We start from the raw sequence: 22,917 nt of genomic DNA, 5'->3' as shown, positions 1-22,917 counted from the left end.
TGCATGTCGCCGCTTCCGGTCAAGCTTTCACGAACAACGACGCGCGCGATCGACGCGCGCCGCATGCAAGCTGAAGGCGCGCTCGCGGCGCAGAATTTCTCGCCGCCCGACTCGCTCGCGCCATTTCCCTTCACCGCGATCGTCGGCCAGGACGACATGAAGCTCGCCTTCGTGATCGCCGCGATCGATCCGTCCGTCGGCGGCGTGCTCGTCTTTGGCGATCGCGGGACGGGAAAGTCGACGGCGGTGCGCGCGCTGGCGCGCCTGCTGCCGCCCATGCGTTCGGTCGTCGGCTGCGCCTATAATTGCGATCCCGCAGCGACCGCTGCGCTTTGCGACGGCTGTAAAAAACGCGCCGCGCAGGGCGGGCTCAAAACGACGCTGCGCGCCGCTCCGGTCATCGATCTGCCTCTCGGCGCCACGGAGGATCGCGTCGTCGGCGCGCTCGATCTCGAACGGGCGCTGACGCAGGGCGAGAAGTCTTTCGAGCCCGGCCTGCTCGCCAAGGCCAACCGTGGCTTTCTCTATATCGACGAAGCCAATCTTCTCGAGGATCATCTCGTCGATCTCTTGCTCGACGTCGCCGCGTCCGGCGAAAATGTCGTCGAACGCGAGGGATTGAGCGTGCGCCACCCGGCGCGCTTCGTGCTGATCGGCAGCGGCAACCCCGAAGAGGGCGAGCTGCGTCCGCAGCTCCTCGACCGCTTCGGCCTCGCCGTCGACGTGAAGACGCCGACTGACATCCCGACTCGGATAGAGGTCGTGCGCCGCCGCGACGCATTCGAGCGCGATCCGGCGCGCTTCGCCAAGGCCTGGTCGGTCGAAGAGCACAAGCTGCGACGCAGGATTGCGACGGGACGCGAACGCCTCGGCGCCGTCCAGGCGCCGGACGAAGCGCTGGAGAAGGCGGCCATGCTATGCGTCGCGCTTGGAGCCGATGGTCTGCGCGGAGAACTGACGCTGTTGCGCGCCGCCCGCGCGCTCGCGAGTTTTGAGGGCGTGGAGCGCGTCGGCGACGCGCAGCTGCGGCGCGTCGCGCCATTCGCGCTCGGCCACCGGCTGCGGCGCAATCCGCTCGACGATATCGGCTCCGCGACGCGCGTCGCGCGCGGCATCGAGGAGATTTTCGGCGCATGAGCGGCGACGGCGAGGCCGCCGCCTGGGCGCGCGCGAGCCACGCTGCCGCGCTGTTTGCGGTTGACCCTTTGGGTTCGGGCGTCTCGCTGAGAGCCCCGCCGGGGCCCGCGCGCGACGCCTGGGTCGCCCTGCTGCGCGACTATCTCCCGAGCGACGCGCCGATGCGCCGCGCCCCGCTCGCCATCTCCGACGACCGCCTGCTGGGCGGACTGGATCTCGCCGCCACGTTGCGCGCGGGGCGGCCCGTCGCCGAAACCGGCCTGCTCGCGCAAGCGGACGGCGGAGTCGTCGTGCTCGCCATGGCGGAGCGCCTTGGCGGCGCGACGGCGGCGCGTATCGCGGCGGCGCTCGACTGTGGCGAGATCGAACTCGCGCGCGACGGACTTTCGGCCCGCCAGCAATCGCGCATCGGGGTCGTCGCCCTCGATGAAGGGCATGATGATGACGAGCGGCCGCCGGCGGCGCTGCTCGACCGCCTGGCTTTCCATCTCGACCTCGCCGAGGTGAGCCATCGCGCCGTCAAAGAGCGTCCCGCAAGCGCCGCGCAGGTGGCGGCGGCGCGCGCGCGACTCCCGTTGGTCGTCGCGCCTGAAAAGGCGATCGACGCGCTCGTCGTCGCCGCCGCGCGGCTCGGCATCGACTCCTTGCGTGCGCCGCTGCTGGCGCTGCGCGTCGCCCGCGCGTCTTGCGCTCTCCGCTGCGCCGATGTGGTCGACGACGAAGACCTCGCGGTCGCCGCCTGCCTGGCGCTGGCGCCGCGCGCGACATGCGCGCCGCCGATCGAAGAGAGCGAAGTCCCTCCCGAGGAGGCGGGTGACGAGCCCGGCTCAGCGAAAAATGACGCCGACCCCAAGAATGACAATGCGCAGCCGCGCGAGGCGCCGGCGCCCGACGATCTCATCGTCGCCGCCGCGCGCGCCGCCATTCCGGCTGATGTCTTGGCGCGGCTCGCAACCGACGCAAGAACGCGCGCGCCTTCCGCGCGCGGCGGAAAGTCTGGCGCCGCTGTCGTCTCCGCCCGGCGCGGCCGGCCGCTGGGCGCAAGGCGCGGCGCGCTGCGCGAGGGACGCCTCTGCCTCATCGCAACATTGCGCGCCGCTGCGCCCTGGCAGCTCCTGCGACGCGCGCATGCGGCTGACGAGGCGGGGCTCGCCGTGCGCGTGCGCGCCGACGATTTTCGCGTCACGCGTTTCCGCGAGCGTCGCGAAACCACCGCCATCTTCGTCGTGGACGCCTCGGGCTCCTCGGCCATGCAGCGCCTCGGCGAGGTGAAGGGCGCGATCGAACTGCTGCTCGCCGATTGCTATGTGCGGCGCGATAGCGTCGCCCTCGTCGCCTTCCGCGGCAAGAGCGCGGAAATCCTGCTGCCGCCGACACGTTCGCTGGCGCGCGCCAAGCGGCTGCTCGCGGCGCTGCCGGGCGGCGGCGGCACGCCGCTGGCGCACGGGCTCGACGCCGCCGGCGCACTGGCGGAAAGCGTTAGGCGCAAGGGCCAGACGCCGCTTCTGATTTTGCTGACCGACGGGCGCGGCAATATCGACCGCAAGGGCGCGCCCGATCGCGCCAAAGCGCTCGACGACGCGCTCGATGCGGCGCGGCGTTTACGCGCGCCGGGTCTCGCGGCGCTCGCGATCGACTCCTCGCCTGCAGCCGCGGCGCGCGCAGACGCCCCGACGCGCAAAATCGCCGAGGCGATGAACGGCCGCTATCTCAAAATGCCATTCGCCGACGCGGCGGCTCTATCTCAGGCGGTGCGCGCCGCCGTGCCGGCGCCGTGATCTTCCCGCATCTCTTCGCGCCCGTCGCTCGGCTCACTCTCGAGCGGGACGGCGCAGACTGGCCGAACCTGCATGCCAGCCGCATGATCGAAGCTGGCGGCGTCTGCTGGCATGTTCAGCTCATGGGCGAGGGTCCGCCGCTGCTTCTCTTGCATGGGGCGGGCGCATCGGCGCACTCCTATCGCGACCTCGCGCCGCTGCTTGCGTCACGTTTTCGCGTCATCGCCCCCGATCTTCCCGGCCACGGCTTCTCGACATCGCCCGGCGCGCACACGCAATCGCTGCCCGGCATGGCGAAAGCGCTCGCGGCCCTGCTGCGCGCGCTCGGCGCCCTGCCGAAGATCGTCGTCGGCCACTCCGCCGGCGCCGCCGTGTCGGCGCGCCTCGAACTCGACAAGGCGATTGCGCCGCAACTCATCGTCGCGCTCAACGGCGCGTTCGCGCCCTTCGGCGGCGTCGCCAGCCACGTGCTGCCCTCGCTCGCCAAGGCGCTGTTCCTCAACCCTTTCGCGCCGCGCTATTTCGCCTGGTCGGCGGACCGCGCCGCTGTGGCGCGACTTCTCGCCGGCAGCGGCTCGACGCTCGACGCGCGCGGCGTGGATCTTTACGCCAGACTGATGCGCAATCCGGCGCATGTCGAAGGCGCGCTCGCCATGATGGCGCATTGGGATTTGCATGCGCTCAATCGCGACCTGCCGCGCCTCGCCACGCCGCTTGCGCTGATCGTCGCCGCCAATGACCGCACCGTGCGGCCGCAGAGCGCGCGCAACATCGCCGCACGCCTGCCGACGTCACGCGTCCAGGAGATTAGGGACCTCGGCCATTTGGCGCATGAGGAAGCCCCCGAGCTGCACGCAAGATTGATTTTTGACCTCTGGGACGCCGCGCAGCGCCGTCACTGCGAAGAACCGGCCACCGTCACGCCGTGAGGCGATCCGTCGCGCGTTCATGGCGCCCTGGAATGTCAATCTCCGTTGCAAAACGTCAAGTATGATTTACGATCAGCGCAATTGACAAGCGTCGGAAAGGGAAAGCATGCGCATCCTTTTCATTCATCCGAATTATCATTCCGGCGGCGCGGAGATCGCCGGCAATTGGCCGCCGGCCTGGGTGGCCTATCTTTCCGGCGCGCTCAAGAAGGCCGGCTACGCCGACATCAAATTCATCGACGCGATGACCTTCGACATCGGTGACGAGGATTTGCGCAGAGGGATCGCCGACTACGCGCCCGATGTCGTCGGCGTCACCTCGATCACGCCCTCCATCTATAAAGCGGAGCGCGTGCTGCAGATCGCCAAAGAGGCCGCGCCCGGAGCCATCGCCGTGCTCGGCGGCGTCCATGCGACCTTCATGTACGGTCAGGTGCTCGCCGAGGCGCCGTGGATCGACGCGATCGTGCGCGGCGAAGGCGAGGAAATCATTGTCGATCTTGTGCGGACGATCGACGAAGGCGGCTGGCCCGCGCGACGCGACGCCATCAAGGGCATCGCATATGCACAGGACGGCAAGGCGGTCGCGACAGCCGCGGCGCCGACGGTGAAGGATATCGATTCCATCGTCGCCGACTGGAGCCTGCTGAATTGGGACAAATACAGCTACATCCCGCTCGGCGTGAAGGTCGCCATTCCCAATATGGCGCGCGGCTGTCCCTTTACCTGCAGCTTCTGCAGCCAGTGGAAGTTCTGGCGGGATTACCGCATTCGCGATCCGAAGAAAGTCGTCGACGAGATCGAGACGCTGATGCGCGACCACGGCGTCGGCTTCTTCATCCTCGCCGACGAGGAGCCGACGATCAACAAGAAGAAATTCGTCGCCTTCTGTCAGGAGCTGATCGACCGCAAGCTCGATATTCTCTGGGGCATCAATACCCGCGTCACCGACATTTTGCGCGATGAAGCGCTGCTGCCGTTCTACCGCAAAGCGGGATTGATCCATGTTTCGCTCGGCACCGAGGCGGCGGCGCAACTAAAGCTCGATCTCTTCAACAAGGAGACGACCGTCGCGCAGAATAAAAAGGCGATCGAGCTGCTGCGCAGCGCCGGCATCGTCGTCGAGGCGCAATTCATCGTCGGCCTCGAAAACGAGACAGCGGAAACGTTAGAAGAAACCTATCAGATGGCGCGGGACTGGAAGCCGGACCTCGCCAACTGGTCGATGTATACGCCCTGGCCGTTCTCCGATCTCTTCAAGGAGCTTGGGGACAAGGTCGAAATCTTCGATTATGAAAAATACAATTTCGTCACGCCGATCATCAAACCGCAGGCGATGGACCGCGGCGAACTGCTCGATCGGGTGATGAACAATTATCGTCGCTTCTACATGAAGAAGGCGCTGTTCTCCTATCCATGGGCGGGCAGCGGACAGCGACGACGCTATCTCCTCGGCTGCCTCAAGGCCTTCCTCAAGGCTGGCTTTGAACGCAAATTCTATGATCTCGGCAAAGTCGACTATTGGGGACCGCAGTCGCGCTCCAAAGTGAAGTTCAACTTCGACGCGACGCGCCGGCGCGCCGCCGACGAGGATGTCGAGTGGCAGGTCACGCATAAGCGCCCCGCCAGCACGATGCATGAGGCGGCGCAGGCCATGGCCTGCGGCGGCGGCAAGGAACAGCTCGTCGAGCAGGCGGACGACGCGCCGTTCGAGCCGGCCATCATGCGCGAATCCGCGACGCCGCATGAGCATCGCGCGCGCTGAAGGCGAGACGGCGCGCCTCGGTCTGATCGGACCGAACGCCATCACGCAAATGGCGGCGGCGCTGTCCGACGCATGCGGCGCGCCGCTGCGCCGCGACATTTTCGAAGACGCGGGGCTTGCGCGCTATCTCTGCGCGCCGCCGACGCAAATGATTTCCGAAGACGACGTCGCGCGGCTGCATCGGGCGGCGATTGGCCGTCTCGGCGAAACGAAAGCCGCCGAGATCTCGCGCGAGGCGGGACGGCGCACCGGAGACTATCTTCTCGCCAACCGCATTCCCGCAGTCGCCCAACGCGCGCTGAAATTCATGCCGCGTCCGCTTGCGGCGCGGATTCTCGTCGCGGCGATCGCGCGCCATGCCTGGACGTTTTCAGGCAGCGGCGAATTCTCCTATGAATTCGCGCCGCATCTGCGTTTGCGCATCGCCCGTTCGCCGATCTGCAAGGGGCTTTGCACAGAGGCGCCGGCCTGCGCCTATTTCGCCGCGACCTTCGAGCGGGTGTTTGGCGAAATGCTCGGGCCTTCACTGAGCGTCACGGAAACAGAATGCGCGGCGACGGGCGCCGCAGCCTGCGTCTTCGAGGCGCGCTGGTAAGCCCCGCGCCGTTGCGCGCGCAGCAATCCATGAGCTCGCGCTCCGCCCTCGATGGCTTTGTCGCTTGCGCTCCTGGCAATCACGGCGCGCGATTAGCTCCCCGCCGGCACGAGCCAGTCTTCGGCTGGCGCATAGCCTTCGCCCACCGCCTTGCGATAATGCATCGTGAAGCCGCTGATCGCTTTCCGCAATGCATCGCCTGGCGTATCCGCCTCCGACGCGCAGCTCCAAAAGGGACTCGGCTGGCGGGGCGTCTTGATCGCGTGGCTCAGGCGATAGGCCGTGCGCGAACCCCAGGTTCGGCGCAATCGAATGGTGACGACGGTCTCGAGCGTCCCGATCCGGATCATATAGGCGCCTTCGTCGTCTCGCCTTTGAACGACGCTGACGCAATCATCTTGCAGCGCGCTTTCCACTGTGCACACGGCGTCATCCTCCCTGCTTTGCGCCGAGCGAAACGAAAGCAAAGCTCCAAACTGCCGGTATTGAGACGTGCGCGACCATCCTTGTCAAAAATGGCTAAAAAGCGCCCGGCCGATGTGGCCGTCGGCCGGGCGAAAGCCGACGGTCAGCGCGCGGCCTTGCCGCCGAGCTCGGGGAAGTCCTGCAACATGCTCTGACCGTAAAGCGGCTTGCTCACGCCCTGATGACAGGTCCCGCAATTGGCCTTCGGGCTGTCGCCGAGCGGGCCTAACCGATTGGCGGGATACAGAGGTTTCAGCGTTTCAAGATAGACGGCGTTCAGTTCCCGCATCATCTGCAAGCCGTTCCAAGCGGCCGTGCGCTGCGGCGCGCTCTGGGACCAGTCCAGGAATGCGCGGCTATTGTGACAGAAGGTGCAATTAACGCCGAGCGCTTGTGACATGTGCATCATCAGCGCGTAGCTCTGCTCCGTTTGTTGGATGGAGGCGCCCCGTGTGGTCGGCAGGGCGGTTTTGCCCACAACGCGAATATTATCGTCGCCGAGCAGATGCGGCGTGAACGGATCGACGGGAAGCGCCGTCGTTCCATTCGACGTCGATGGATGGCCGAAGCCATAGTTATGCGCCGCCATGCCGCCGGCGTGCCGCGCGCCCGGATTTTCGTACCAGACGTTTTTGGGCACAGGCTGGCCGCGATGACAGGTGTAGCAGGTCACGCCGACATCGCCGACATGCGACGTCCATTCCTTGTTGAGGTCACGCGTCATTTCAATCATGCGCCGGGCGACGATCTTGGTGTAAATCCCGTCGTCGGCGAGATCGTCGGTGTGGCAATAGCTGCAGCCCTGGTCGGGCGACACCCATTGCGTGATGGCGACCATCAGGCGGTTGAACTCATCCGTGCTGAGGTCGGTCAGCACTTTCACGTTCTTGTAAGCGCTGGTCGCGCGCTCGCCCGAGGGCGTCGCCTTATCGATCGGCGCCGGCAAGGCGTTGGCCGCTTCCAGAATGCGCTTGTTCTGGGCGCTGATGAGCTGCTCCTGGCCCGTGCCGCGGTAGCCGGTTTGTGTGCTGATGATCGGCGGGCGAACCCATCCGGGAGTGAACAGCATGGCGACCGTGAGCAGCGTCGCCACGACGATGCCGAGGAGAGAGAAAGCCAGTCTCATGGCGCGCCTCCCGTGGTGAGCGCAGGATCGACGACCGGCGCGAAGACATGCGGATATTCCGGCGCAATGCCATGCAGCACGCCCCAGAGATACCAATTGTCGACGACGGTGCCGGTAAGGAGAATGCCAATGCCGCCGCTCAACGGGCACAGCACGGCGAACCACCAGGCCCAGCGGTGGATGGACTCCATCGTTGCGTTGAAGCCCATTGTCCAGCGCCAGAACAGCGCCGCGCGCTCCGAAGCGGTGCCGCGATCGATGATCTGCTCGATCTCGCGCTCGCCGCCGAAACGCCCGACCGCCAGAATCGTCGCGCCATGCATGGCGAACAGCAGCGCCGATCCATAGAGGAAGACGATCGAGAGCATGTGAAACGGATTGTAGAAGAGATTGCCGTAGCGGATGGAAAAGGCGGCGGTCCAATCCAGATGCGGAAAAATGCCGAACGGCACCGCCTCACTCCAGCTGCCCATCAGCAGCGGACGAATGAAGCCCAGCACCAGATAGAGCCAGATCGCCGAGAGAAAGGCCCATGCTGTATGCGTGCCGAGACCCAAGGCCCGCGCCCGGCGATACATGCGCCACCACCACAGCAACACGGATGACGTTAGGAAAAAGCCGGCGAACAGCCACCACCCGCCCTCGCTGAGCGGCGGAAAGATCTTGATTCCGTATTGCGGCTTTGGCGGTTCAAGCGCCAGCCACGGCAGTTGCCGCACGAACTGCACCGGATCCCAATTCACCGACGCCCACATGTTGAGGCCGATGATTTCGAAGGCGATGAACCCGAAGACAAGCGACAGCGTGCCGAGATAGCCGAGATAGATCGGCCCGATCTGCGCATTGCCGATGCGTCCGAGAAGATGGGAAAACGTCGCCCAACTCGTTCGCTTCATTCCGGGAACGGGAACGCCGGGGTGCGGCGCATCGGCGCGGACCTGAACCTGCGTAAAGATGTTCTGATAATAGGCCACGGTTCGTCTCCCTACGCGTTAGCGCCAGACGGGAAGATTGAGCCACCAGTTCCACCACTCGGGCCAGCCGCGAGTCCAGAACGGGCCGCTGATGATCATGCACACCGCGCTCCAGAATGCGGAGGACACCGCCAGAAACAGGCCGAGCCGATGAATGCCGAGCGTGCCGATGGAGTAGCCGATCGAGTCGCGGAAGAATGTGTCTTCGTGTTCGGGCGTCTTCACGGCCTCGCCCTTGCCGGGATTGGTCGCGGATAGCACCAGCGCGCCGTGCAGCGACAAGGCGAAACATGTCGCGAAGAAGAACGACACCGCGATCATATGCGCGGGATTGTAGTGAAAATGCAGATATTGGTAGCCGGTGTTCGACACCCAATCGAGATGACTGATGATGCCGTAGGGGAAACCGAAACCCCAGGCGCCCAGCAGCAGCGGACGAATCACGACGAGCGCCACATAGGCGAAGATCGCGAAACCGAAGGCGATGGGCACGTGATAGTTCATGCCGAGCTTGCGACAGATTTCAACCTGGCGCAGCGCCCATGAAATGAACGCGCCGGTCGCGCAGAAGGTGATGATCTGCCAGAGCCCGCCTTCCTTCAGCGGCGCGAGCGCCAGACCATATTTAAGATCGGGCGGGGCGATGTTGATCTGCCAGATATTCCAGGTCGGGCCCATCGCCGCGCCCCAGATGATCAGCGCCGTGCCGAGCGCCGAGAGGATGATCGTCGTCACGCCGAAAAAGCCGACGTAAAACGGGCCGACCCAGAAATCGAAGAGGTCGCCGCCGATGAGCGTGCCGCCGCGCACGCGATATTTTCGCTCGAAACTCAGCAGGGCCATGGCCGCGCCTCCCTCGGATGCCAGTCAAATTGTTTGCGTCCGCGGGCGGAAGCGAAACGCGTCCGTCCGCAGCGCGTGATGTGCGTCGAACCGATCAGCCGAATGCGGCGAGCGGGCCGCCGGGAATCGTCTGTTCGATCTGTCCTGTGCGCGCGGGACGCGGCCCTTCCAGCCAGTTGAAGCGGTCGGTGCTGAGCAGAATGAAATGAATCAGCAGCGCCAGCGTGAACAGGAAGGTAAAGAGCGCGACCAGCGTGCGACGCGGATCGAAAAGCAGCCATACTTTGTGCATGCCGATCTCCTATCAGCCGAGGAGCGACAGCGCCGCATGAGCGGCGTTCGTCACGCCGTCGAGCAGAGCGTAGCCCTTCGGACCCGGCAACCAGGGCCGCCAGAACCACACCAGCACATGCGCGATGATCGCGATGAAGGTGAAGATCAGGAAGCTCCTGACGAAGAGGCTATGAAATTCCATAGCCTCCGGCTCTGTCAGACCTGACAGAGAACTCCTTTCTCTCTCGATGGCCATCTATTGACCTCCGTTAGAATTGCCGCGCACGCCTTACGCGGCGGTAGCATCGCAACCCGAGAGTCACGACAGGCGTTCCGCCCGGCTTTCCCGGGCGAAGCTCTGCAACATGGCGCGCGCGATCAAGGCGTAGGAGATCACGATCAGCATGTGCTCGCGCGCTTCGGCGACGACCGATGCGGTCGATGGGCGCCGCGCTTCTCCATGGCTGCGCGCGCGCTGCAAAAGGCGCTGCGCCGCCGTCGCGACGAGGAACGCCGGGAACAACACGCCGAGCAGCAGCTGGAATTTGAATTCGGTCGCGCGAAGATCGGGGGTCGAATAGATCGCGGAACTCATGGCTTCTCCTTCCATGCGAGAACGAGAGTTTTCACCGGCGTCGTGCGATGCGTCATACGCCCCGCCCTTCCATCACCAAGTCGCGCGCGCGTTCGACCCGCGCCGCCGTCACCATGTCGTCGCCGGCGCTGCGCGCCGCGCGCTCGGCGGCGTCGCGCAGGCGTTTGGCCGCAGAGATGCGCACCAGCAGCGGCGTCGCTTCGACGAGATCGTCAAGCATCGATTTCGCGGCGTCATCCCAGGCGATTTCGCGATGCAGCCGCGCGGGAGTCGGCTCGACCTTGTCGAGCTCGGTCCCGAGCGGCAGAATGTTGAAGAGCGCATCGAACAGCGCGTTGCAGACTTCCTGCACGAGATAGACGGCGCCCGAATAGCCCATGAAGGGCGTGCCGGCGTGGCGCCGGATGATCGCGCCGGGGAAGGACGCCGGAATATAGATTGAGCGTCCACCGGCTTCCGCCGCATACATGCGCTCGTTGTAGCTGCCGAAGAGAACGAGCGGCGGCGTCTCCTTCACCGCCTTGCGCACCGCCGCGTTGTCGGTCTTCTCGCCCGGGCGCCGGCTGACGGCGAAGGCGCAGGGCAGGCCCATTTCGTCTTCGAGAAAATGCCGCACGCCGCGCGCATAGGTGTCCGTCGCGACGATGCCGAAGTTGGCGCTTCCAAAGAAATCCTGCGTCACCGATCGCCACAGATCCCACAGCGGCTTGATCGTCGTGTGCTTCTCGCGTTCGATGAACGGCTCGGGATCGAGACCCAGTTCTTGCCCGAGCGTGCGCAGAAATTTCGTCGTGCTGTGCAGCCCGATCGGCGCCTGGAGATAGGGACGCTCCAGCGCCTCGCAAAGATGGCGGCCGAACTCGCGATACATGCAGATGTTGACGTCGGCGTCCGCGAGTTTCGGCGTGTCGGCGATATGGCTGCCGAGTGGAAAGATCATGTTGATCTCGGCGCCGATTCCTTCGACCAGCCGCTTCATTTCCGCAAGATCGGACGGCATGTTGAAGACGCCGTAGCAGGGGCCGATGATGTTGACGCGCGGCTTCTCGCCAGCCGCGCGCGCTTTGCGCTTCGGAGTCTTGCCTTTCTTCAGGCCATATTCGCTCCAGAGCCAGCTCATCGCGCGATTGGCGCACTGCCACTGATCCTCGTCGATCGTGCGCGGCAGAAAGCGCTGGATGCCGGTTCCCTCAGGCGTCACCCCGCCGCCGATCATTTCGGCGATGGAGCCGGTGACGACGACGCTCGGCAGATCGGGATCAAGCGTCGCATGGGCGCGCTTCATCGCGCCTTCGGTGCCGTGGCGCCCGAGTTCCTCTTCCGACAGTCCGGTGACGACGATCGGCAGCTCATGCGGCGGCAGCGCGTCGGTGTAATGCAGCACCGAGGTGACGGGTAGATTTTCGCAGCCGACCGGACCGTCGATGACGACCTGCAAGCCTTTGATCGCCGTGAAGACATAGACGGCGCCCCAATAGCCGCCGGCGCGATCGTGATCGAGGACTAGCATGCGCCCATCTCCTCGATGGGCTTCGCCGCGGTTTTCGCGCGCTGCTTCTTCGCGAACTCGGGACGGTCCCGCGGAACGTCCTGCCAAACGCCCGCCGCAAATCCTTTGCCCACGCCTTCGAAGAAATCATTCATTTCGTCGAAGCGTCCGCGATTGGCGATCGCTGTGTTGACGACTTTCGCAAGCGAGCCTGCGCCGGCGACGCCCATCAGCGGGCGCGCGGAGATGAGATTGGTGAAATAGAGCGCCGGCGTCGCATTCTGCTTCGCCTTCTGCACCACCGGCGTCGTGCCGATGGCGAAATCCGGCTTGAATTCGTCGAAGGCGGCGAAGTCCTGTTCGAGCGAGGCGCGAAACTGCACATGCACACCTTTCGCTTCGAGCCATTCACGATCGGCATCGGAGAAGCGTGTGCGCGGACAGGCGGTGCCGACATAGCGAAGGTCGGCGCCGGATTCGACGAGCAGGCGGCCGACGAGGAGTTCTGAGCCTTCATAGCCGGAAAGCGTTACGCGTCCGGCGATCGGGGCCGCTGACAGGGCGCTTTTTATTGCGGGCAGCAGCCGATTCTTCGCCGCGTCGATTGTGTCGCGCGCGACGTTGCACGCGGCGCCGATCGCCTCGAGCCAGGCCGCCGTTCCGTCGTGACCGACGGGCGCCGAGCCCACCACGGCGCGCCCGGCGGCTTCGAATTCGCGCACGCAGGAAGCATAGAACGGGTGAATCGCGGCGACCGCCGCGCAATCCAATGCGCCATAAAGTTCGCGCCACTCGCGGGTCGGCGTCACCGGCCCGGCGGCGAGGCCCAGGAGATCCAGCATCGCGCCGATCTGCATCGGATCGGCGGGGAACATCTCGCCGAGCAAGGAGATCGTCGGCTTTTCGGCGCGCGGCGCACGCGGCGCCTGAACCGGTCCCTGCTCCGCCTCGAGCCGCGCGAAGCGCAGCATGGCGCCGGCGAGCACATCCTTTGCCTCGGCATGCGTCGGCACGCCAAAACCGGGCACGTCAATGCCGATGACGCGCACGCCGTTGATCTCTTTCGGCAGCAGTCGTAGCGGCACGCCCGACGCGGTCGGCACACAGAGATTGATGACGACGATTGCGTCGTAATTCTCAGGATCGGCGAGGCCGTGAACCGCGTCGCGAATGTCCTCGAATAATTTGCCGGTGACGAGCGTCTCCGAATTGAACGGCACATAGCCGACGGTGCGCTTCGCGCCGTAGAAATGCGACGTGAAGGTGAGGCCGTAAACGCAGCAGGCGGAACCTGAAAGCACCATCGCCGTGCGGCGCATGCGCAGGCCGACGCGCAGCGATCCGAAGGCCGGACACATGCTCTGCGGCTGATCATGCGGGCCTTGCGGATAGTCCTTCGCATATTGGCCGAGCGTCTCGCTCATGCCGGCGGCTTGGGCGGCGGAGCGTAGCCTCTCCTTGCCCGCATGACAGCCCAGTCCATCCGTCTGCAGCGCCGCGGCGGCGACATCATTCGCCGTGTCGAGAGCGACCGTGTTGGAGCCGAGATCATCCATCTTTCGCTTCCCTCAGATCGCTTCGTAGACGACTTCGAGAGAGGGCTTTTGCGTCAGCGTTCCGCCGCACATGTCCTGCGGCGTCGCAGGCTCGAGCACGACGTCGCGTCCGACCGATTCGCCGGAGAAAAGGCCGAGCAGTTCGTCCTGCGTCAGCGGCGTCGGACGATGCGCCTTCGCGTCTGCGACATTTCCGGCGAGTTCGGCAAAGAGCGCGCCCCAGCGTCCATCAGGACGGCCGATGATGTCGTAATTCGCGCTCTTGCGGCGGATGTCGTCGTCGGCCGGGATCGACGCCAGAATCGGTATGCCGGCGGCTTTTGCAAAGGCCTGCGCTTCGCCGGTGCCGTCGTCCTTGTTAATGACGAGGCCGCCGACGCCGACATTGCCGCCGAGCTTATGGAAATATTCCACCGCCGAGCAGACATTGTTGGCGACGTAGAGCGACTGCAGATCATTCGAGCCGACGACGATGACCTTCTGGCACATGTCGCGCGCGATCGGCAGGCCGAAGCCGCCGCACACCACGTCGCCGAGGAAGTCCAGCAACACGTAGTCAAAGCCCCATTCGTGGAAGCCGAGCTTTTCCAAAAGCTCGAAACCATGAATGATGCCGCGTCCGCCACAACCGCGTCCGACCTCCGGCCCGCCTAGCTCCATGGCGAAGACGCCGTCGCGCTTGAAACAGACGTCGCCGATCGCGACTTGGTCGCCTGCGAGCTTTTTCTTCGTCGATGTTTCGATGATCGTCGGGCAGGCGCGTCCGCCAAACAGCAGCGAGGTCGTGTCGCTCTTTGGATCACAGCCAATGAGCAGCACTTTCTTTCCCTGCTGCGCCATCATGTAGGAGAGATTGGCGAGGGTGAAGCTCTTGCCGATGCCGCCCTTGCCGTAGATCGCGATGATCTGCGTGTCTTTGGTCGCGGTCGTCGGCGCCGGATCTGGTTCTATGGCGGCTTCCTCGCGCAGAAGATGCGCGGGCGGATTGGCGAGTTCGTCGGCGGTGAGAAAGCCTTGCGAGTCATTCATGCTACCGCTCTCCAATCGAGAACCATTTTCAGACAGCGCGGATCGTCGAAGGCGATCGGATAGGCGTCTCGCGCCTGCAGCGCGAAGCGCCGATGCGTGATCAGCCCTTCGAGCGAAAGACGTCCGTCTTCGACGAGACCAATCACGCTCTTGAGATCGTCGGCGCGCCACTGGGCCGCGACCCGCAGGCGCGCCTCGCGCATGAAGGCGGGCGGAAAGGCGAAAGCGAGGTGACGCTCATAAAAGCCGGCGAGAACGATCTCGCCGCCAGGCGCGAGACGCGCGATGAGAGCGTCGAGGATCGTCGGATCGCCGCTGACGTCGTAGATCACGCGATAGTCGCGGCGCGCATCGTCCTCCGGCGTCATCACGAGATAGGCGTCGGCGCCTTCAGCGCGTTGCGGATCGCGCTCCCACACGGTCGGCGCGCCGCCGGCGGCGACGGAAAGACGCGCGAGCAACCGTCCAAGGACGCCATGTCCGACGATGAGCTCGGCGCCTTGCGCCGCGACGTCGCCGCGCGCGTGCTGCGCGGTGGCTGCGAGCGCAAGCAGCACGCCTCTGTCGCCAAGCTCTCTGGGAATGGCGGCGACGCGAGCGCCTTTGACGACAAGATGCGAGGCGGCGCCGCCAAACAGTCCCCGAACGGCGCCGTAGCAGGTCGCTCCCGGCGCAAAGACGCGCTGACCAACGCTATAGCCGCTGGCGGGACCCGCTTCGACGATTTCGCCGACGGTCTCGTAGCCGGGGACGAGCGGATAGCCCATGCCCGGGAAGTCCGGCATGCGCCCGCTATAGAGGAGTCGCTCCGTGCCAGTGCTGATTCCGCTCCAGGCGGTTTCGACGACGACGTCGGCGGCGCCGGGCGCGTCGAGCGGCAGGCGGCTGAGCGCCAGCCTTCCTGGCTCTTCAAGGACGATGGCAAGCGCTTCCAACATCATCGGCCTTTCGCGGCGTGCGCGCTGAAGGTGAACCAACTTGGATCGATCGTCAGTTTATATTGACATTAAATTGCGTCAAGTAAATATTACACACGACGCGCAGTCAGCACGCTGGCGAAAAGCGGACGCGACGATCTAAGGGCGCGAATCCGTTCAAAGCCGGCGGCTTGGAGCAGCCGCGTCATTTCAGCGTGGCGGCGGGGGCGGCCGCTGCCCATCGCCAGCAAATAGAAGCCGAAATAGGCGTCGCCGATCGCTTTCGCGCCGGGCGTCTGCGCCATGGGTTCGGCGATGACCAGCGTGCCGCCAGGAGGCAGAGCGGCGTACGCGGCGCCTAGCGCGGCGAGGGCTTTCTCATCGTCGTGATCGTGCAGCACGCGAATGAGCGTGACGACGTCGGCGCCGGTCGGGGGCGGCGTTTCGAGAAAGCTCCCGGCATGGATTTCGACCCGCGACAGCCCCTGCGCCGCAAGGAGACGGCTGGCGCGGGCCGCGACCGGCGGCAGATCGAAGAGCTGCAGGCGCAGCGCCGGATGCCTTGCCGCGACGGCGGCGAGGAAAGCGCCCTCGCCGCCGCCGATGTCGAGCAGACATCGATGGCGGTCAAGCCGATAGGCGTCGAGCACGTCTTGCGCGATGAGCTTTTGCGAGCGCGCCATCAGCTCGCTATAGGCGCCGCACGCCGCCTCGTCCCCGGTGCCGCCTTTGGCGTAGGGCCAGAAAGCCGAGAGCCGCGTCGTCGTTTCGCCGCGCAGCAGCGCGACCGGGTCGCGCAGATCGTCGTAAAGCAGCGTGTGATGCTCGACAAAGGCGGCGACCGAAGGATTGCCGAGCATCGAGGCGCCAAGATCGTCGAGCGCGAAACGGTCATTCGGCAGCGCGCGCAAGAGACGCAGCGACGCCGCGGCGCGCAGCAGCCGATGTGCGGCCTCGGGCGAGAGAGCGAGCCGCGAAGCGATATCAATTACATCCTGCGGGCCGGCCGCGAGCGTCTCAAAGAGCCGCAGCCGCACGCAGGCGAGCAGGATCTGCGAATAGACGAAGCCGGCGCAAAGGTCGAAGAGCGCCTTGGCGCGGCGCTGGGCGATGAAACGCGTGAACGGCGAGACCGCCGCCCAGCGCTGAAATCGCGGGTCGGCGACGAGGCCGTTGCGCCAGTTGAGCCAGCGTTCTCGCCAGGCGGCGCGACCGCCAGGCGCAGGATGCAGTGCGGCCGACATCGGCGGTCCGCTCAGGCCGCTTCGCGGGCGAGCTGTTTGGGAAAGAACAGCGCCGTCTGCGCCTTGATCAGCAAGCGCAGCTCCGTGGCCCCGGGGCAATCGGGAATCGACTCCACTGCGGCCCTGACCAGCTCCTCGAGCCTTGCCTTGGCGCCCCCGACGCCGAGCTGCGCCGCCGCGTTGGGGCGCAGGCGCACGGCGTCCTGGCCGATGGGCTTGCCGAGTTCGTCAGAATCGCACAGCACGTCGCGCAGATCGTCCGCGACCTGATAGGCCTCGCCGAGTTTGTCGCCGAGCATGCGCCAGGGCTCCGCCTCGACGCCGGCGGCGGCCGCGCCGGCCCGCGTCGCGGCGACGAAGAGCGCGCCAGTCTTCGCGCGCTGGTAATCGGCCAGCGGCACGGCGACCTCGCATTCCCAGGCCTGCCCGGCGACGATGCCGCCGGGCGATCCCACCGCCTCCGTGACGATGCCGAGCAGCGTCGCGAGGCGCGCGGGGTCGCGCGCCGCAACCTGCCCGAGCGTCGCGAAGGCGTGAACGATCAGCGCGTCGCCGGTCAGCACCGCGAGCGGAGCGCCATATTCGGCGTGAACCGAGGCCTTGCCGCGACGCAGAGCGGAATCGTCGAAACAGGGCAGATCGTCATGGACGAGCGAAGCGCAATGCAAAAGCTCGATCGCCGCCGCGGCGGCGTCGGCGGACTGCGGATCGGCGTCGCCACAGGCGCCGGCCACGGCAAGGCAAAGCTGCGGGCGGATGCGGTGGCCTGCGGGAAATACGGCGTAGCGCAGCGCCGACGCCAGCAGCGGCGGCGCGCCGGGACCCTGCGCCAGCGCCACGGCGCGGTCGAGCGCCTGTTCGATACGGTCGGCAATTTGCATGGCCCGCCTCCGCTATGTAATGTTTCGTGGTCTTCATTTATGTCAATATAGATTGACACAAGCGGGAAGTTCGATCAACTCTTTTCGACGTGGTGAAGCACCGGCGCGGCGCTCGTGGCCCGCTCTGCGATCAGGATGGATCCGAATGAGAACGCATCGCGTCGTCGTTATCGGCGCTGGGATCGGCGGGCTCGTCTCCGCGCTGCTGCTCTCGGCGCGCGGTTTCGACGTCACCCTGATCGAGCGCGCGCCGGCTCCCGGCGGCAAGATGCGAGAGATCGAAGCGGGCGGCGTAGCGCTCGACGCCGGTCCCACCGTCATGACAATGCGATGGGTGTTCGATCAAATCTTTGATGACGCCGGCGCCGATTTTTCCGATCGCGTAAAGCTGCTTCGCCTGGAAACGCTTGCGCGCCACGCCTGGAGCGAAAGCGAAAGGCTGGATCTCTTCGCTGATCCGGCGCGCAGCTTCGACGCCATCCACGCTTTCGCCGGCAAAAGAGAGGCCGAAGGTTTCGCGCGCTTCTGCGCGCGGGCGCGCGGCATCTACGAGACGCTGCGCGACTCCTTCATTCTCGCGCAACGGCCGAGCCCGATCGATCTCGTGCGCCGCGCCGGCGTTTCCGGCCTTCCCAATCTCACGCGCATTTCGCCCTTTGCGTCGATGTGGGATGAACTTGGCAAATATTTTCGCGATCCGCGGTTGCGCCAGCTGTTCGGGCGCTACGCGACCTATTGCGGCTCGTCGCCGTTTTTGGCGCCGGCGACTCTGATGCTCGTCGCGCATGTCGAGATGGAAGGCGTCTGGCGCGTCGAAGGCGGCATGCACCGGCTCGCCGTCGCGCTTGCCGATCTCGCCCGCGCGCGCGGCGCCAAAATTCACTACGGAGAGGGCGCCAAACGCATTCTCGTCGAAGGCGGGCGCGCCACGGGCGTCGAGACAGAGCACGGCGAGATCATCAGCGCCGATGCGGTGGTGATGAACGGCGACGCCGGCGCGCTGCGGGCGGGGCTTCTCGGCGCGCCCGCAATCGCCGCGCTGAACAGCGCGACGCGCGCGCAGCCGTCGCTTTCGGCCGTGACGTTCGCCATGCGGGCGCGGGTTCACGGCTTTCCCCTCGCCCATCACAATGTGTTCTTCTCGCGCGACTACCGCGCCGAATTCGACGACATCTTCCGCGATCGACGACTGCCCCGCGCGCCGACGGTCTATGTGTGCGCGCAGGATCGCGGCGACGAAGACGTCCGTTCCAGCGACGAAAGGCTTTTCGCGCTCGTCAACGCGCCCGCCGTCGATGGCGCTGGGGAACTTTCGACTGAGGAGTTACGCGAATGCGAGAAGAAGACCTTTCGATTTCTCGCCGACTGTGGTCTCGACATCCAGGCGCCGCGGCAGGCGATCGCGCGCACGACGCCCAAGGACTTCGCCCAGCTCTTCCCGGCGACGGGCGGAGCGATCTACGGCCAGGCGTCGCACGGCTGGATGGCCTCCTTCACGCGGCCGGGGTCGCGCACGCTTCTTCCGGGTCTATATCTCGCGGGCGGCAGCGCGCATCCGGGCCCGGGCGTGCCGATGGCGGCGATCTCGGGTCGTCTCGCTGCGAAGAGTCTGATGGCGGACCTTGCTTCGACGCGGCCGTTGCGCCAAGCGGCTATCGCTGGTGGTATGTCGATGCGCTGAGCGATGATGGCGAATACGGCGTGACGGTCATCGCCTTCATCGGCAGCGTCTTCTCGCCCTATTACGCCTGGTCGGGATGGGCCGACCCCTTCAATCATTGCGCCGTCAATGTCGCGCTTTACGGGCCGCGCGGCGCGCGCTGGGCGATGACCGAACGTGGTCGCAAAAGTCTCAAACGCACGCGGGACGTTCTGTTGATCGGACCGAGCTCGCTGGAATGGCGCGACGGCGCGCTGACAATTCGTATCAACGAGATTGCGGCGCCCCTGCCCAAACCGATCCGCGGCGAAATTGTTGTGAAGCCGCTGGCGATCAATACGAAGGAATTCACGCTGGAGACCAAGGGCAACCATACCTGGAGGCCGATCGCGCCCGTTGCGCGCGTGTCGCTTGATCTCGATGCGCCAGACCTGCGCTGGGAGGGCCACGGCTATTTCGACACGAACGCCGGCGACGAGCCGCTCGAAAAGGCATTTGCTTTTTGGACATGGTCGCGCGCCAATATCGGCGACGCCGCCGCAATCCTCTACGACGCCGAGCGACGCCGGGAGGCGCCGCTATCGCTCGCCTTGCGATTCAGCGCTTCGGGCAAGATGGAGACGCTCGACCCTCCGCCTCTCGCGCCGCTGCCTTCGACGAAATGGCGCGTCCAACGCCGCACGCGCGCCGATGATGGAGTCGCGCAGGCGCTGCGCAGCTTCGAGGACGCGCCCTTCTATTCTCGCTCGCTTGTCTCGGGGAAGTTTCGGGGCGAGGCGGTCAACTGGATTAATGAGAGTCTCTCGCTCGATCGCTTCGCGAATCCGCTCGTTCGACTGATGCTGCCGTTCCGCATGCCGCGCCGCGCCTGACGCCGCGCAAGTTCAACCTCTCTCGTCAGGCTTCGACTGCTCATCGCGCAGGCGCTTTCTTGCCTTCTCCAGCGCCCAAAGCTGCCAGACGCAGAGACCGATCACTACGCCGAAAGAGAACACTAGTTCGAGCACACCGAAGTAGTCATCAAACATCTGCTAGTCGCCGTAGCGTTCGGCGCGCTCCAAACGTTCAAACATTTCGAGGACGCGAAGGAACTGCGGCACGGCGCCATTGTCTGCTTCGCGCAGCGGGCGGACCGGATGACGCGCAACCGCTTCGATCAAAAACATCGCGGCGTCGATCGGCGGCAGAGGCGCGCCGCCCGAAAGCCAGGGCGATGCGATGCTGGCTCTGGCGACGAGCGCGAGCTTTCGAGCGCCGCCGACGCGCGCGCGACGCGTGATCGAGTCGAGCCCGCAGCGCGACGTGAGTTCGCGCCCGATTTCGGCGTAAAGCAGCGCGGCGGCGAGAATCGCGGGCCGGCATGAAAGAGGAAGTTGCGCGATGCCGCGCCGCGCGCGTGTGTAGAGCACATCGGCTTCGCGGAGCAGCCGCGCGACGACGCCTTTGAGCGCCGGCGTTGCGCCGGGACGCGCGAGGAACGCTTCAGGGTCGACGCCCGCCTCGCGCAGCCAGCAAAGCGGCAGATAGAGCCGGCCGGCGCGCGCGTCCTCGCCGACGTCGCGCGCGATGTTGGTCAGTTGCATGGCGATCCCGAGATCGCACGCCCGAGCCAATGTCTGCGGTTCGCGCACGCCCATCATCAACGTCATCATCACGCCGACGGTTCCGGCGACGCGCGCGGCGTAATCCAAGAGTTCGTCGAGCGTCTCATAGCGGCGCCCTTCGGCGTCCCATGCGAGGCCATCAAGCAGCGCCTCCGGCACGGCGCGCGGAATGGCGTAACGGCGCACGAGATCCGCCATTGCGCGGTCCGCGGCGACAGGATTGGGACGGCCCTCATAGGCGCCCGCCAATCGCTCCCGCAGCCGTTCCAAGGCGGAAAAGGAGCCGCCTTCGACATCGACCGCATCGTCCGAGAGACGACAGAAGGCGTAAAGCCCATAGGCGGGCGCGCGCACGCGACTCGGCAAGATCAACGAAGCCGCAAAGAAAGAACGCGACCCCTGTCTGATCGCATCCCGGCAGGCGGCATGATCGTCTCGAGCGGCGAATGCGACGTCAGGCGAAAACGGATGCATCTGGCGCCACCTTGTCGAGTATCCGCGCCGACGACAGAACGCCCGGCAGTCCGGCGCCGGGGTGCGTGCCCGCCCCGACCAAGAAAAGATTGCGCACGTCCTCGCTCGCATTATGCGGGCGGAACCAGGCGCTTTGCGTCAATATCGGCTCCAGTCCAAAGGCCGCGCCGTGGAAGGCGTTGAGCTCCGTTGCGAAATTCAGCGGCGTTACGACCCGCGACGTGACGATCTCCGAAGTGACTCCCGGCAAGATCGTCGCTTCGAGCGCCTGCGCGATCCTCTGGCGATAGCGCTCCGCGAGCGCTGACCAGTCCTGGCCGCCTTCGAGATTGGGCACCGGCGAAAGCACGTAAAACGTATCACAACCAGGCGGGGCGAGCGACGGATCGGTCGCCGTTGGCCGATGCAGATACAGGCTGAAATCTTCGGCGAGGGTCTTGTGCTGAAAAATGTCCTTCAGCAGCTCGCGATAACGCGGCCCGAGTAGAATCGTATGATGCGCGACGTCCTCATATCTGCGCCGCACGCCGAAATACCAGAGGAAAAGTCCCATCGAATAGCTGGCGCGATCGAGCTTGCGATCGCTCCACCGACGCCGAGCGGAAGCAGGCAAAAGATAGCGATAGGTCCAGGCTGAATCCGCGTTCGAAACCACGATGTCGGAGTCGATGCGCTCGCCCGACGCCAATTGCACGCCCTTGGCGACGCCCTTTTCGACGATGATGGAGCCGACCTCCGCATTACAGCGCATCTCGCCGCCCTGGCGTTCAATAAGACCGACGAGACCAGAGACCAGACTGCCCGTGCCGCCCATCGCGAAATGCACGCCCCAACGCTTTTCCAGCGCCGCGATCAGACAATAAATCGCGCTGGCGCGGAACGGGCAGCCGCCGATGAGCAGCGGATGGAAGCTGAAGATTGTGCGCAACCGCTCGTCGCGAAAGAATTGCGACACGAGCCCATAGACGCTGCGGTAGCCCTGAAGGCGGATGAGATCGCCGGCGATGCGCGCCATGTCGAGCGGCGACGAGAACGGAACATCGCCAAGCTCTTCGAAGCCAATGCGACAGATCTCTCGGCTTTTGTCCATGAAGCGCGTGAAGCCGTCGACGTCACGCGGCGAGAAGCGGGCGACCTCGGCCCGCATCGCATCCATATCGCCGCTGTAGTTGAAGCAGGCGCCATCGGCGAAACGGATGCGATAAAAGGGCGACATTGGCCGCAGGTCGATATCTTCGGCCATCTGGCGCCCGCAGAGCGTCCAAAGCTCTTCGAAAAGGAAGGGCGCCGTGATGATCGTCGGCCCGGCGTCGAACGTAAATCCGTCTTGACGATAGACAGAGGCGCGGCCGCCAGGGGCATCGCGCTTTTCCAGAACGGTGACGCTGTAGCCGCGCGCCCCCAGCCGGATCGCGGCGGCAAGGCCCCCAAAGCCGCTGCCGATCACGACGGCGCGGGGCTTCCTCCCGGTGGCCGCCGCCAAGCGGGGTCGCTCAGCCAGTGTCAACATAAGTAGACACTAGCGCGGTCAGGCGGAACGATCAAGGGTTTCGAGTGGGCCGTGTCTGCGCCATAAGGCGCCT

At 65.5% G+C, this 22,917-nt stretch carries 23 protein-coding genes; 7 read left to right on the top strand and 16 right to left on the bottom strand.

Going from position 1 to position 22,917, the window contains the following annotated elements; translation table 11 throughout:
- The first annotated feature begins 63 nt into the window (after nucleotides 1-63).
- From bchI to bchJ, 5 genes are all read left to right on the top strand, one after another.
- A complete protein-coding gene (gene bchI / locus EHO51_RS17105; protein WP_124740203.1) occupies nucleotides 64-1,137 on the top strand; it encodes a magnesium chelatase ATPase subunit I in 1,074 nt (357 codons plus the stop codon).
- Entirely contained in the window at nucleotides 1,134-2,915 is a 1,782-nt protein-coding gene (locus EHO51_RS17100; protein WP_124739859.1) for a magnesium chelatase subunit D, read from the top strand. The genes bchI and EHO51_RS17100 overlap by 4 nt, the downstream gene beginning before the upstream one ends.
- Nucleotides 2,912-3,844 (top strand): alpha/beta fold hydrolase BchO, encoded by a 933-nt coding sequence (bchO, locus tag EHO51_RS17095; RefSeq protein WP_124739858.1) that lies wholly within the window; start codon nucleotides 2,912-2,914, stop codon nucleotides 3,842-3,844. The genes EHO51_RS17100 and bchO overlap by 4 nt, the downstream gene beginning before the upstream one ends.
- Before the next feature lie 106 nt (nucleotides 3,845-3,950).
- Nucleotides 3,951-5,609, top strand: a complete 1,659-nt coding sequence (gene bchE / locus EHO51_RS17090; RefSeq protein WP_124739857.1) for a magnesium-protoporphyrin IX monomethyl ester anaerobic oxidative cyclase — start codon at nucleotides 3,951-3,953, stop codon at nucleotides 5,607-5,609.
- Nucleotides 5,590-6,204, top strand: coding sequence for a bacteriochlorophyll 4-vinyl reductase (gene bchJ, locus EHO51_RS17085; RefSeq protein WP_124739856.1), 615 nt, complete (start codon nucleotides 5,590-5,592; stop codon nucleotides 6,202-6,204). The genes bchE and bchJ overlap by 20 nt, the downstream gene beginning before the upstream one ends.
- Nucleotides 6,205-6,296: 92 nt before the next feature.
- On the opposite strand, the gene EHO51_RS17080 is transcribed toward bchJ, so the two are convergent.
- The 13 genes from EHO51_RS17080 to EHO51_RS17020 all read right to left on the bottom strand — a co-directional run bounded on the left by EHO51_RS17080 (nucleotide 6,297) and on the right by EHO51_RS17020 (nucleotide 17,596).
- Nucleotides 6,297-6,629, bottom strand: a complete 333-nt coding sequence (locus EHO51_RS17080; RefSeq protein ID WP_245434644.1) for a hypothetical protein — start codon at nucleotides 6,627-6,629, stop codon at nucleotides 6,297-6,299.
- Between the two features lie 143 nt (nucleotides 6,630-6,772).
- Entirely contained in the window at nucleotides 6,773-7,795 is a 1,023-nt protein-coding gene (pufC, locus tag EHO51_RS17075; RefSeq protein WP_124739855.1) for a photosynthetic reaction center cytochrome PufC, read from the bottom strand.
- The gene (gene pufM, locus EHO51_RS17070) at nucleotides 7,792-8,769 is read right to left on the bottom strand and encodes a photosynthetic reaction center subunit M (protein WP_124739854.1); all 978 of its coding nucleotides are present in this window, start codon (nucleotides 8,767-8,769) and stop codon (nucleotides 7,792-7,794) included. The genes pufC and pufM overlap by 4 nt, the downstream gene beginning before the upstream one ends.
- A gap of 18 nt (nucleotides 8,770-8,787) precedes the next feature.
- Nucleotides 8,788-9,612: a photosynthetic reaction center subunit L gene (gene pufL, locus EHO51_RS17065; RefSeq protein ID WP_124739853.1), complete on the bottom strand. Its 825-nt coding sequence runs from the start codon at nucleotides 9,610-9,612 to the stop codon at nucleotides 8,788-8,790.
- A gap of 94 nt (nucleotides 9,613-9,706) precedes the next feature.
- The gene (pufA, locus tag EHO51_RS17060) at nucleotides 9,707-9,904 is read right to left on the bottom strand and encodes a light-harvesting antenna LH1, alpha subunit (protein WP_124739852.1); all 198 of its coding nucleotides are present in this window, start codon (nucleotides 9,902-9,904) and stop codon (nucleotides 9,707-9,709) included.
- Between the two features lie 12 nt (nucleotides 9,905-9,916).
- Nucleotides 9,917-10,141, bottom strand: coding sequence for a light-harvesting antenna LH1, beta subunit (gene pufB / locus EHO51_RS17055; protein WP_026222719.1), 225 nt, complete (start codon nucleotides 10,139-10,141; stop codon nucleotides 9,917-9,919).
- 63 nt (nucleotides 10,142-10,204) lie between these two features.
- Entirely contained in the window at nucleotides 10,205-10,480 is a 276-nt protein-coding gene (locus EHO51_RS17050) for a hypothetical protein (protein WP_124739851.1), read from the bottom strand.
- Between the two features lie 52 nt (nucleotides 10,481-10,532).
- Entirely contained in the window at nucleotides 10,533-11,990 is a 1,458-nt protein-coding gene (gene bchZ / locus EHO51_RS17045; protein WP_124739850.1) for a chlorophyllide a reductase subunit Z, read from the bottom strand.
- A complete protein-coding gene (gene bchY, locus EHO51_RS17040) occupies nucleotides 11,984-13,525 on the bottom strand; it encodes a chlorophyllide a reductase subunit Y (RefSeq protein ID WP_124739849.1) in 1,542 nt (513 codons plus the stop codon). The genes bchZ and bchY overlap by 7 nt, the downstream gene beginning before the upstream one ends.
- Nucleotides 13,526-13,537: 12 nt before the next feature.
- Nucleotides 13,538-14,554, bottom strand: coding sequence for a chlorophyllide a reductase iron protein subunit X (locus tag EHO51_RS17035; protein ID WP_124739848.1), 1,017 nt, complete (start codon nucleotides 14,552-14,554; stop codon nucleotides 13,538-13,540).
- Nucleotides 14,551-15,489, bottom strand: a complete 939-nt coding sequence (bchC, locus tag EHO51_RS17030; RefSeq protein ID WP_164479460.1) for a chlorophyll synthesis pathway protein BchC — start codon at nucleotides 15,487-15,489, stop codon at nucleotides 14,551-14,553. The genes EHO51_RS17035 and bchC overlap by 4 nt, the downstream gene beginning before the upstream one ends.
- A gap of 92 nt (nucleotides 15,490-15,581) precedes the next feature.
- Nucleotides 15,582-16,715 (bottom strand): methyltransferase, encoded by a 1,134-nt coding sequence (locus EHO51_RS17025; protein WP_124739846.1) that lies wholly within the window; start codon nucleotides 16,713-16,715, stop codon nucleotides 15,582-15,584.
- Between the two features lie 11 nt (nucleotides 16,716-16,726).
- A complete protein-coding gene (locus EHO51_RS17020) occupies nucleotides 16,727-17,596 on the bottom strand; it encodes a polyprenyl synthetase family protein (RefSeq protein WP_124739845.1) in 870 nt (289 codons plus the stop codon).
- A 145-nt stretch (nucleotides 17,597-17,741) separates the two neighbouring features.
- On the opposite strand from EHO51_RS17020, the gene crtD reads away from it, so the two are divergent.
- Nucleotides 17,742-19,277, top strand: a complete 1,536-nt coding sequence (crtD, locus tag EHO51_RS17015) for a 1-hydroxycarotenoid 3,4-desaturase CrtD (RefSeq protein WP_124739844.1) — start codon at nucleotides 17,742-17,744, stop codon at nucleotides 19,275-19,277.
- A gap of 20 nt (nucleotides 19,278-19,297) precedes the next feature.
- Complete coding sequence (locus EHO51_RS17010; RefSeq protein WP_124739843.1) at nucleotides 19,298-20,128, top strand: hydratase; 831 nt, start codon at nucleotides 19,298-19,300, stop codon at nucleotides 20,126-20,128.
- Nucleotides 20,129-20,140: 12 nt separating this feature from the next.
- On the opposite strand, the gene EHO51_RS20590 is transcribed toward EHO51_RS17010, so the two are convergent.
- From EHO51_RS20590 to EHO51_RS17000, 3 genes are read right to left on the bottom strand one after another with little or no spacing between them, the layout of a single operon-like run.
- Nucleotides 20,141-20,284: a hypothetical protein gene (locus tag EHO51_RS20590; RefSeq protein ID WP_164479426.1), complete on the bottom strand. Its 144-nt coding sequence runs from the start codon at nucleotides 20,282-20,284 to the stop codon at nucleotides 20,141-20,143.
- Nucleotides 20,285-20,287: 3 nt separating this feature from the next.
- On the bottom strand, nucleotides 20,288-21,334 hold the full coding sequence (locus EHO51_RS17005; protein ID WP_124739842.1) for a phytoene/squalene synthase family protein: 1,047 nt from the start codon (nucleotides 21,332-21,334) through the stop codon (nucleotides 20,288-20,290).
- On the bottom strand, nucleotides 21,315-22,844 hold the full coding sequence (locus EHO51_RS17000; protein WP_124739841.1) for a phytoene desaturase: 1,530 nt from the start codon (nucleotides 22,842-22,844) through the stop codon (nucleotides 21,315-21,317). Before EHO51_RS17000 ends, EHO51_RS17005 begins: the two co-directional genes overlap by 20 nt.
- Nucleotides 22,845-22,917 lie beyond the last annotated feature (73 nt).

It is taken from the genome of Methylocystis rosea, assembly GCF_003855495.1.
Lineage (GTDB): Bacteria > Pseudomonadota > Alphaproteobacteria > Rhizobiales > Beijerinckiaceae > Methylocystis > Methylocystis rosea_A.
The sequence above is the reverse complement of the archived record's forward strand: the minus strand, read 5'-3'. Positions and strand labels throughout refer to the sequence as shown.

What these genes read in the sequence shown, in the direction of transcription:
- bchI (WP_124740203.1), top strand. Translation starts at nt 64, where the DNA reads ATGCAAGCTGAAGGCGCGCTCGCGGCGCAGAATTTCTCGCCGCCCGAC.
- EHO51_RS17100 (WP_124739859.1), top strand. Translation starts at nt 1,134, where the DNA reads ATGAGCGGCGACGGCGAGGCCGCCGCCTGGGCGCGCGCGAGCCACGCT.
- bchE (WP_124739857.1), top strand. Translation starts at nt 3,951, where the DNA reads ATGCGCATCCTTTTCATTCATCCGAATTATCATTCCGGCGGCGCGGAG.
- bchJ (WP_124739856.1), top strand. Translation starts at nt 5,590, where the DNA reads ATGAGCATCGCGCGCGCTGAAGGCGAGACGGCGCGCCTCGGTCTGATC.
- pufC (WP_124739855.1), bottom strand. Translation starts at nt 7,795, where the DNA reads ATGAGACTGGCTTTCTCTCTCCTCGGCATCGTCGTGGCGACGCTGCTC.
- pufL (WP_124739853.1), bottom strand. Translation starts at nt 9,612, where the DNA reads ATGGCCCTGCTGAGTTTCGAGCGAAAATATCGCGTGCGCGGCGGCACG.
- pufA (WP_124739852.1), bottom strand. Translation starts at nt 9,904, where the DNA reads ATGCACAAAGTATGGCTGCTTTTCGATCCGCGTCGCACGCTGGTCGCG.
- pufB (WP_026222719.1), bottom strand. Translation starts at nt 10,141, where the DNA reads ATGGCCATCGAGAGAGAAAGGAGTTCTCTGTCAGGTCTGACAGAGCCG.
- EHO51_RS17050 (WP_124739851.1), bottom strand. Translation starts at nt 10,480, where the DNA reads ATGAGTTCCGCGATCTATTCGACCCCCGATCTTCGCGCGACCGAATTC.
- bchZ (WP_124739850.1), bottom strand. Translation starts at nt 11,990, where the DNA reads ATGCTAGTCCTCGATCACGATCGCGCCGGCGGCTATTGGGGCGCCGTC.
- bchY (WP_124739849.1), bottom strand. Translation starts at nt 13,525, where the DNA reads ATGGATGATCTCGGCTCCAACACGGTCGCTCTCGACACGGCGAATGAT.
- EHO51_RS17035 (WP_124739848.1), bottom strand. Translation starts at nt 14,554, where the DNA reads ATGAATGACTCGCAAGGCTTTCTCACCGCCGACGAACTCGCCAATCCG.
- EHO51_RS17025 (WP_124739846.1), bottom strand. Translation starts at nt 16,715, where the DNA reads ATGTCGGCCGCACTGCATCCTGCGCCTGGCGGTCGCGCCGCCTGGCGA.
- EHO51_RS17020 (WP_124739845.1), bottom strand. Translation starts at nt 17,596, where the DNA reads ATGCAAATTGCCGACCGTATCGAACAGGCGCTCGACCGCGCCGTGGCG.
- crtD (WP_124739844.1), top strand. Translation starts at nt 17,742, where the DNA reads ATGAGAACGCATCGCGTCGTCGTTATCGGCGCTGGGATCGGCGGGCTC.
- EHO51_RS20590 (WP_164479426.1), bottom strand. Translation starts at nt 20,284, where the DNA reads ATGTTTGATGACTACTTCGGTGTGCTCGAACTAGTGTTCTCTTTCGGC.
- EHO51_RS17005 (WP_124739842.1), bottom strand. Translation starts at nt 21,334, where the DNA reads ATGCATCCGTTTTCGCCTGACGTCGCATTCGCCGCTCGAGACGATCAT.
- EHO51_RS17000 (WP_124739841.1), bottom strand. Translation starts at nt 22,844, where the DNA reads ATGTTGACACTGGCTGAGCGACCCCGCTTGGCGGCGGCCACCGGGAGG.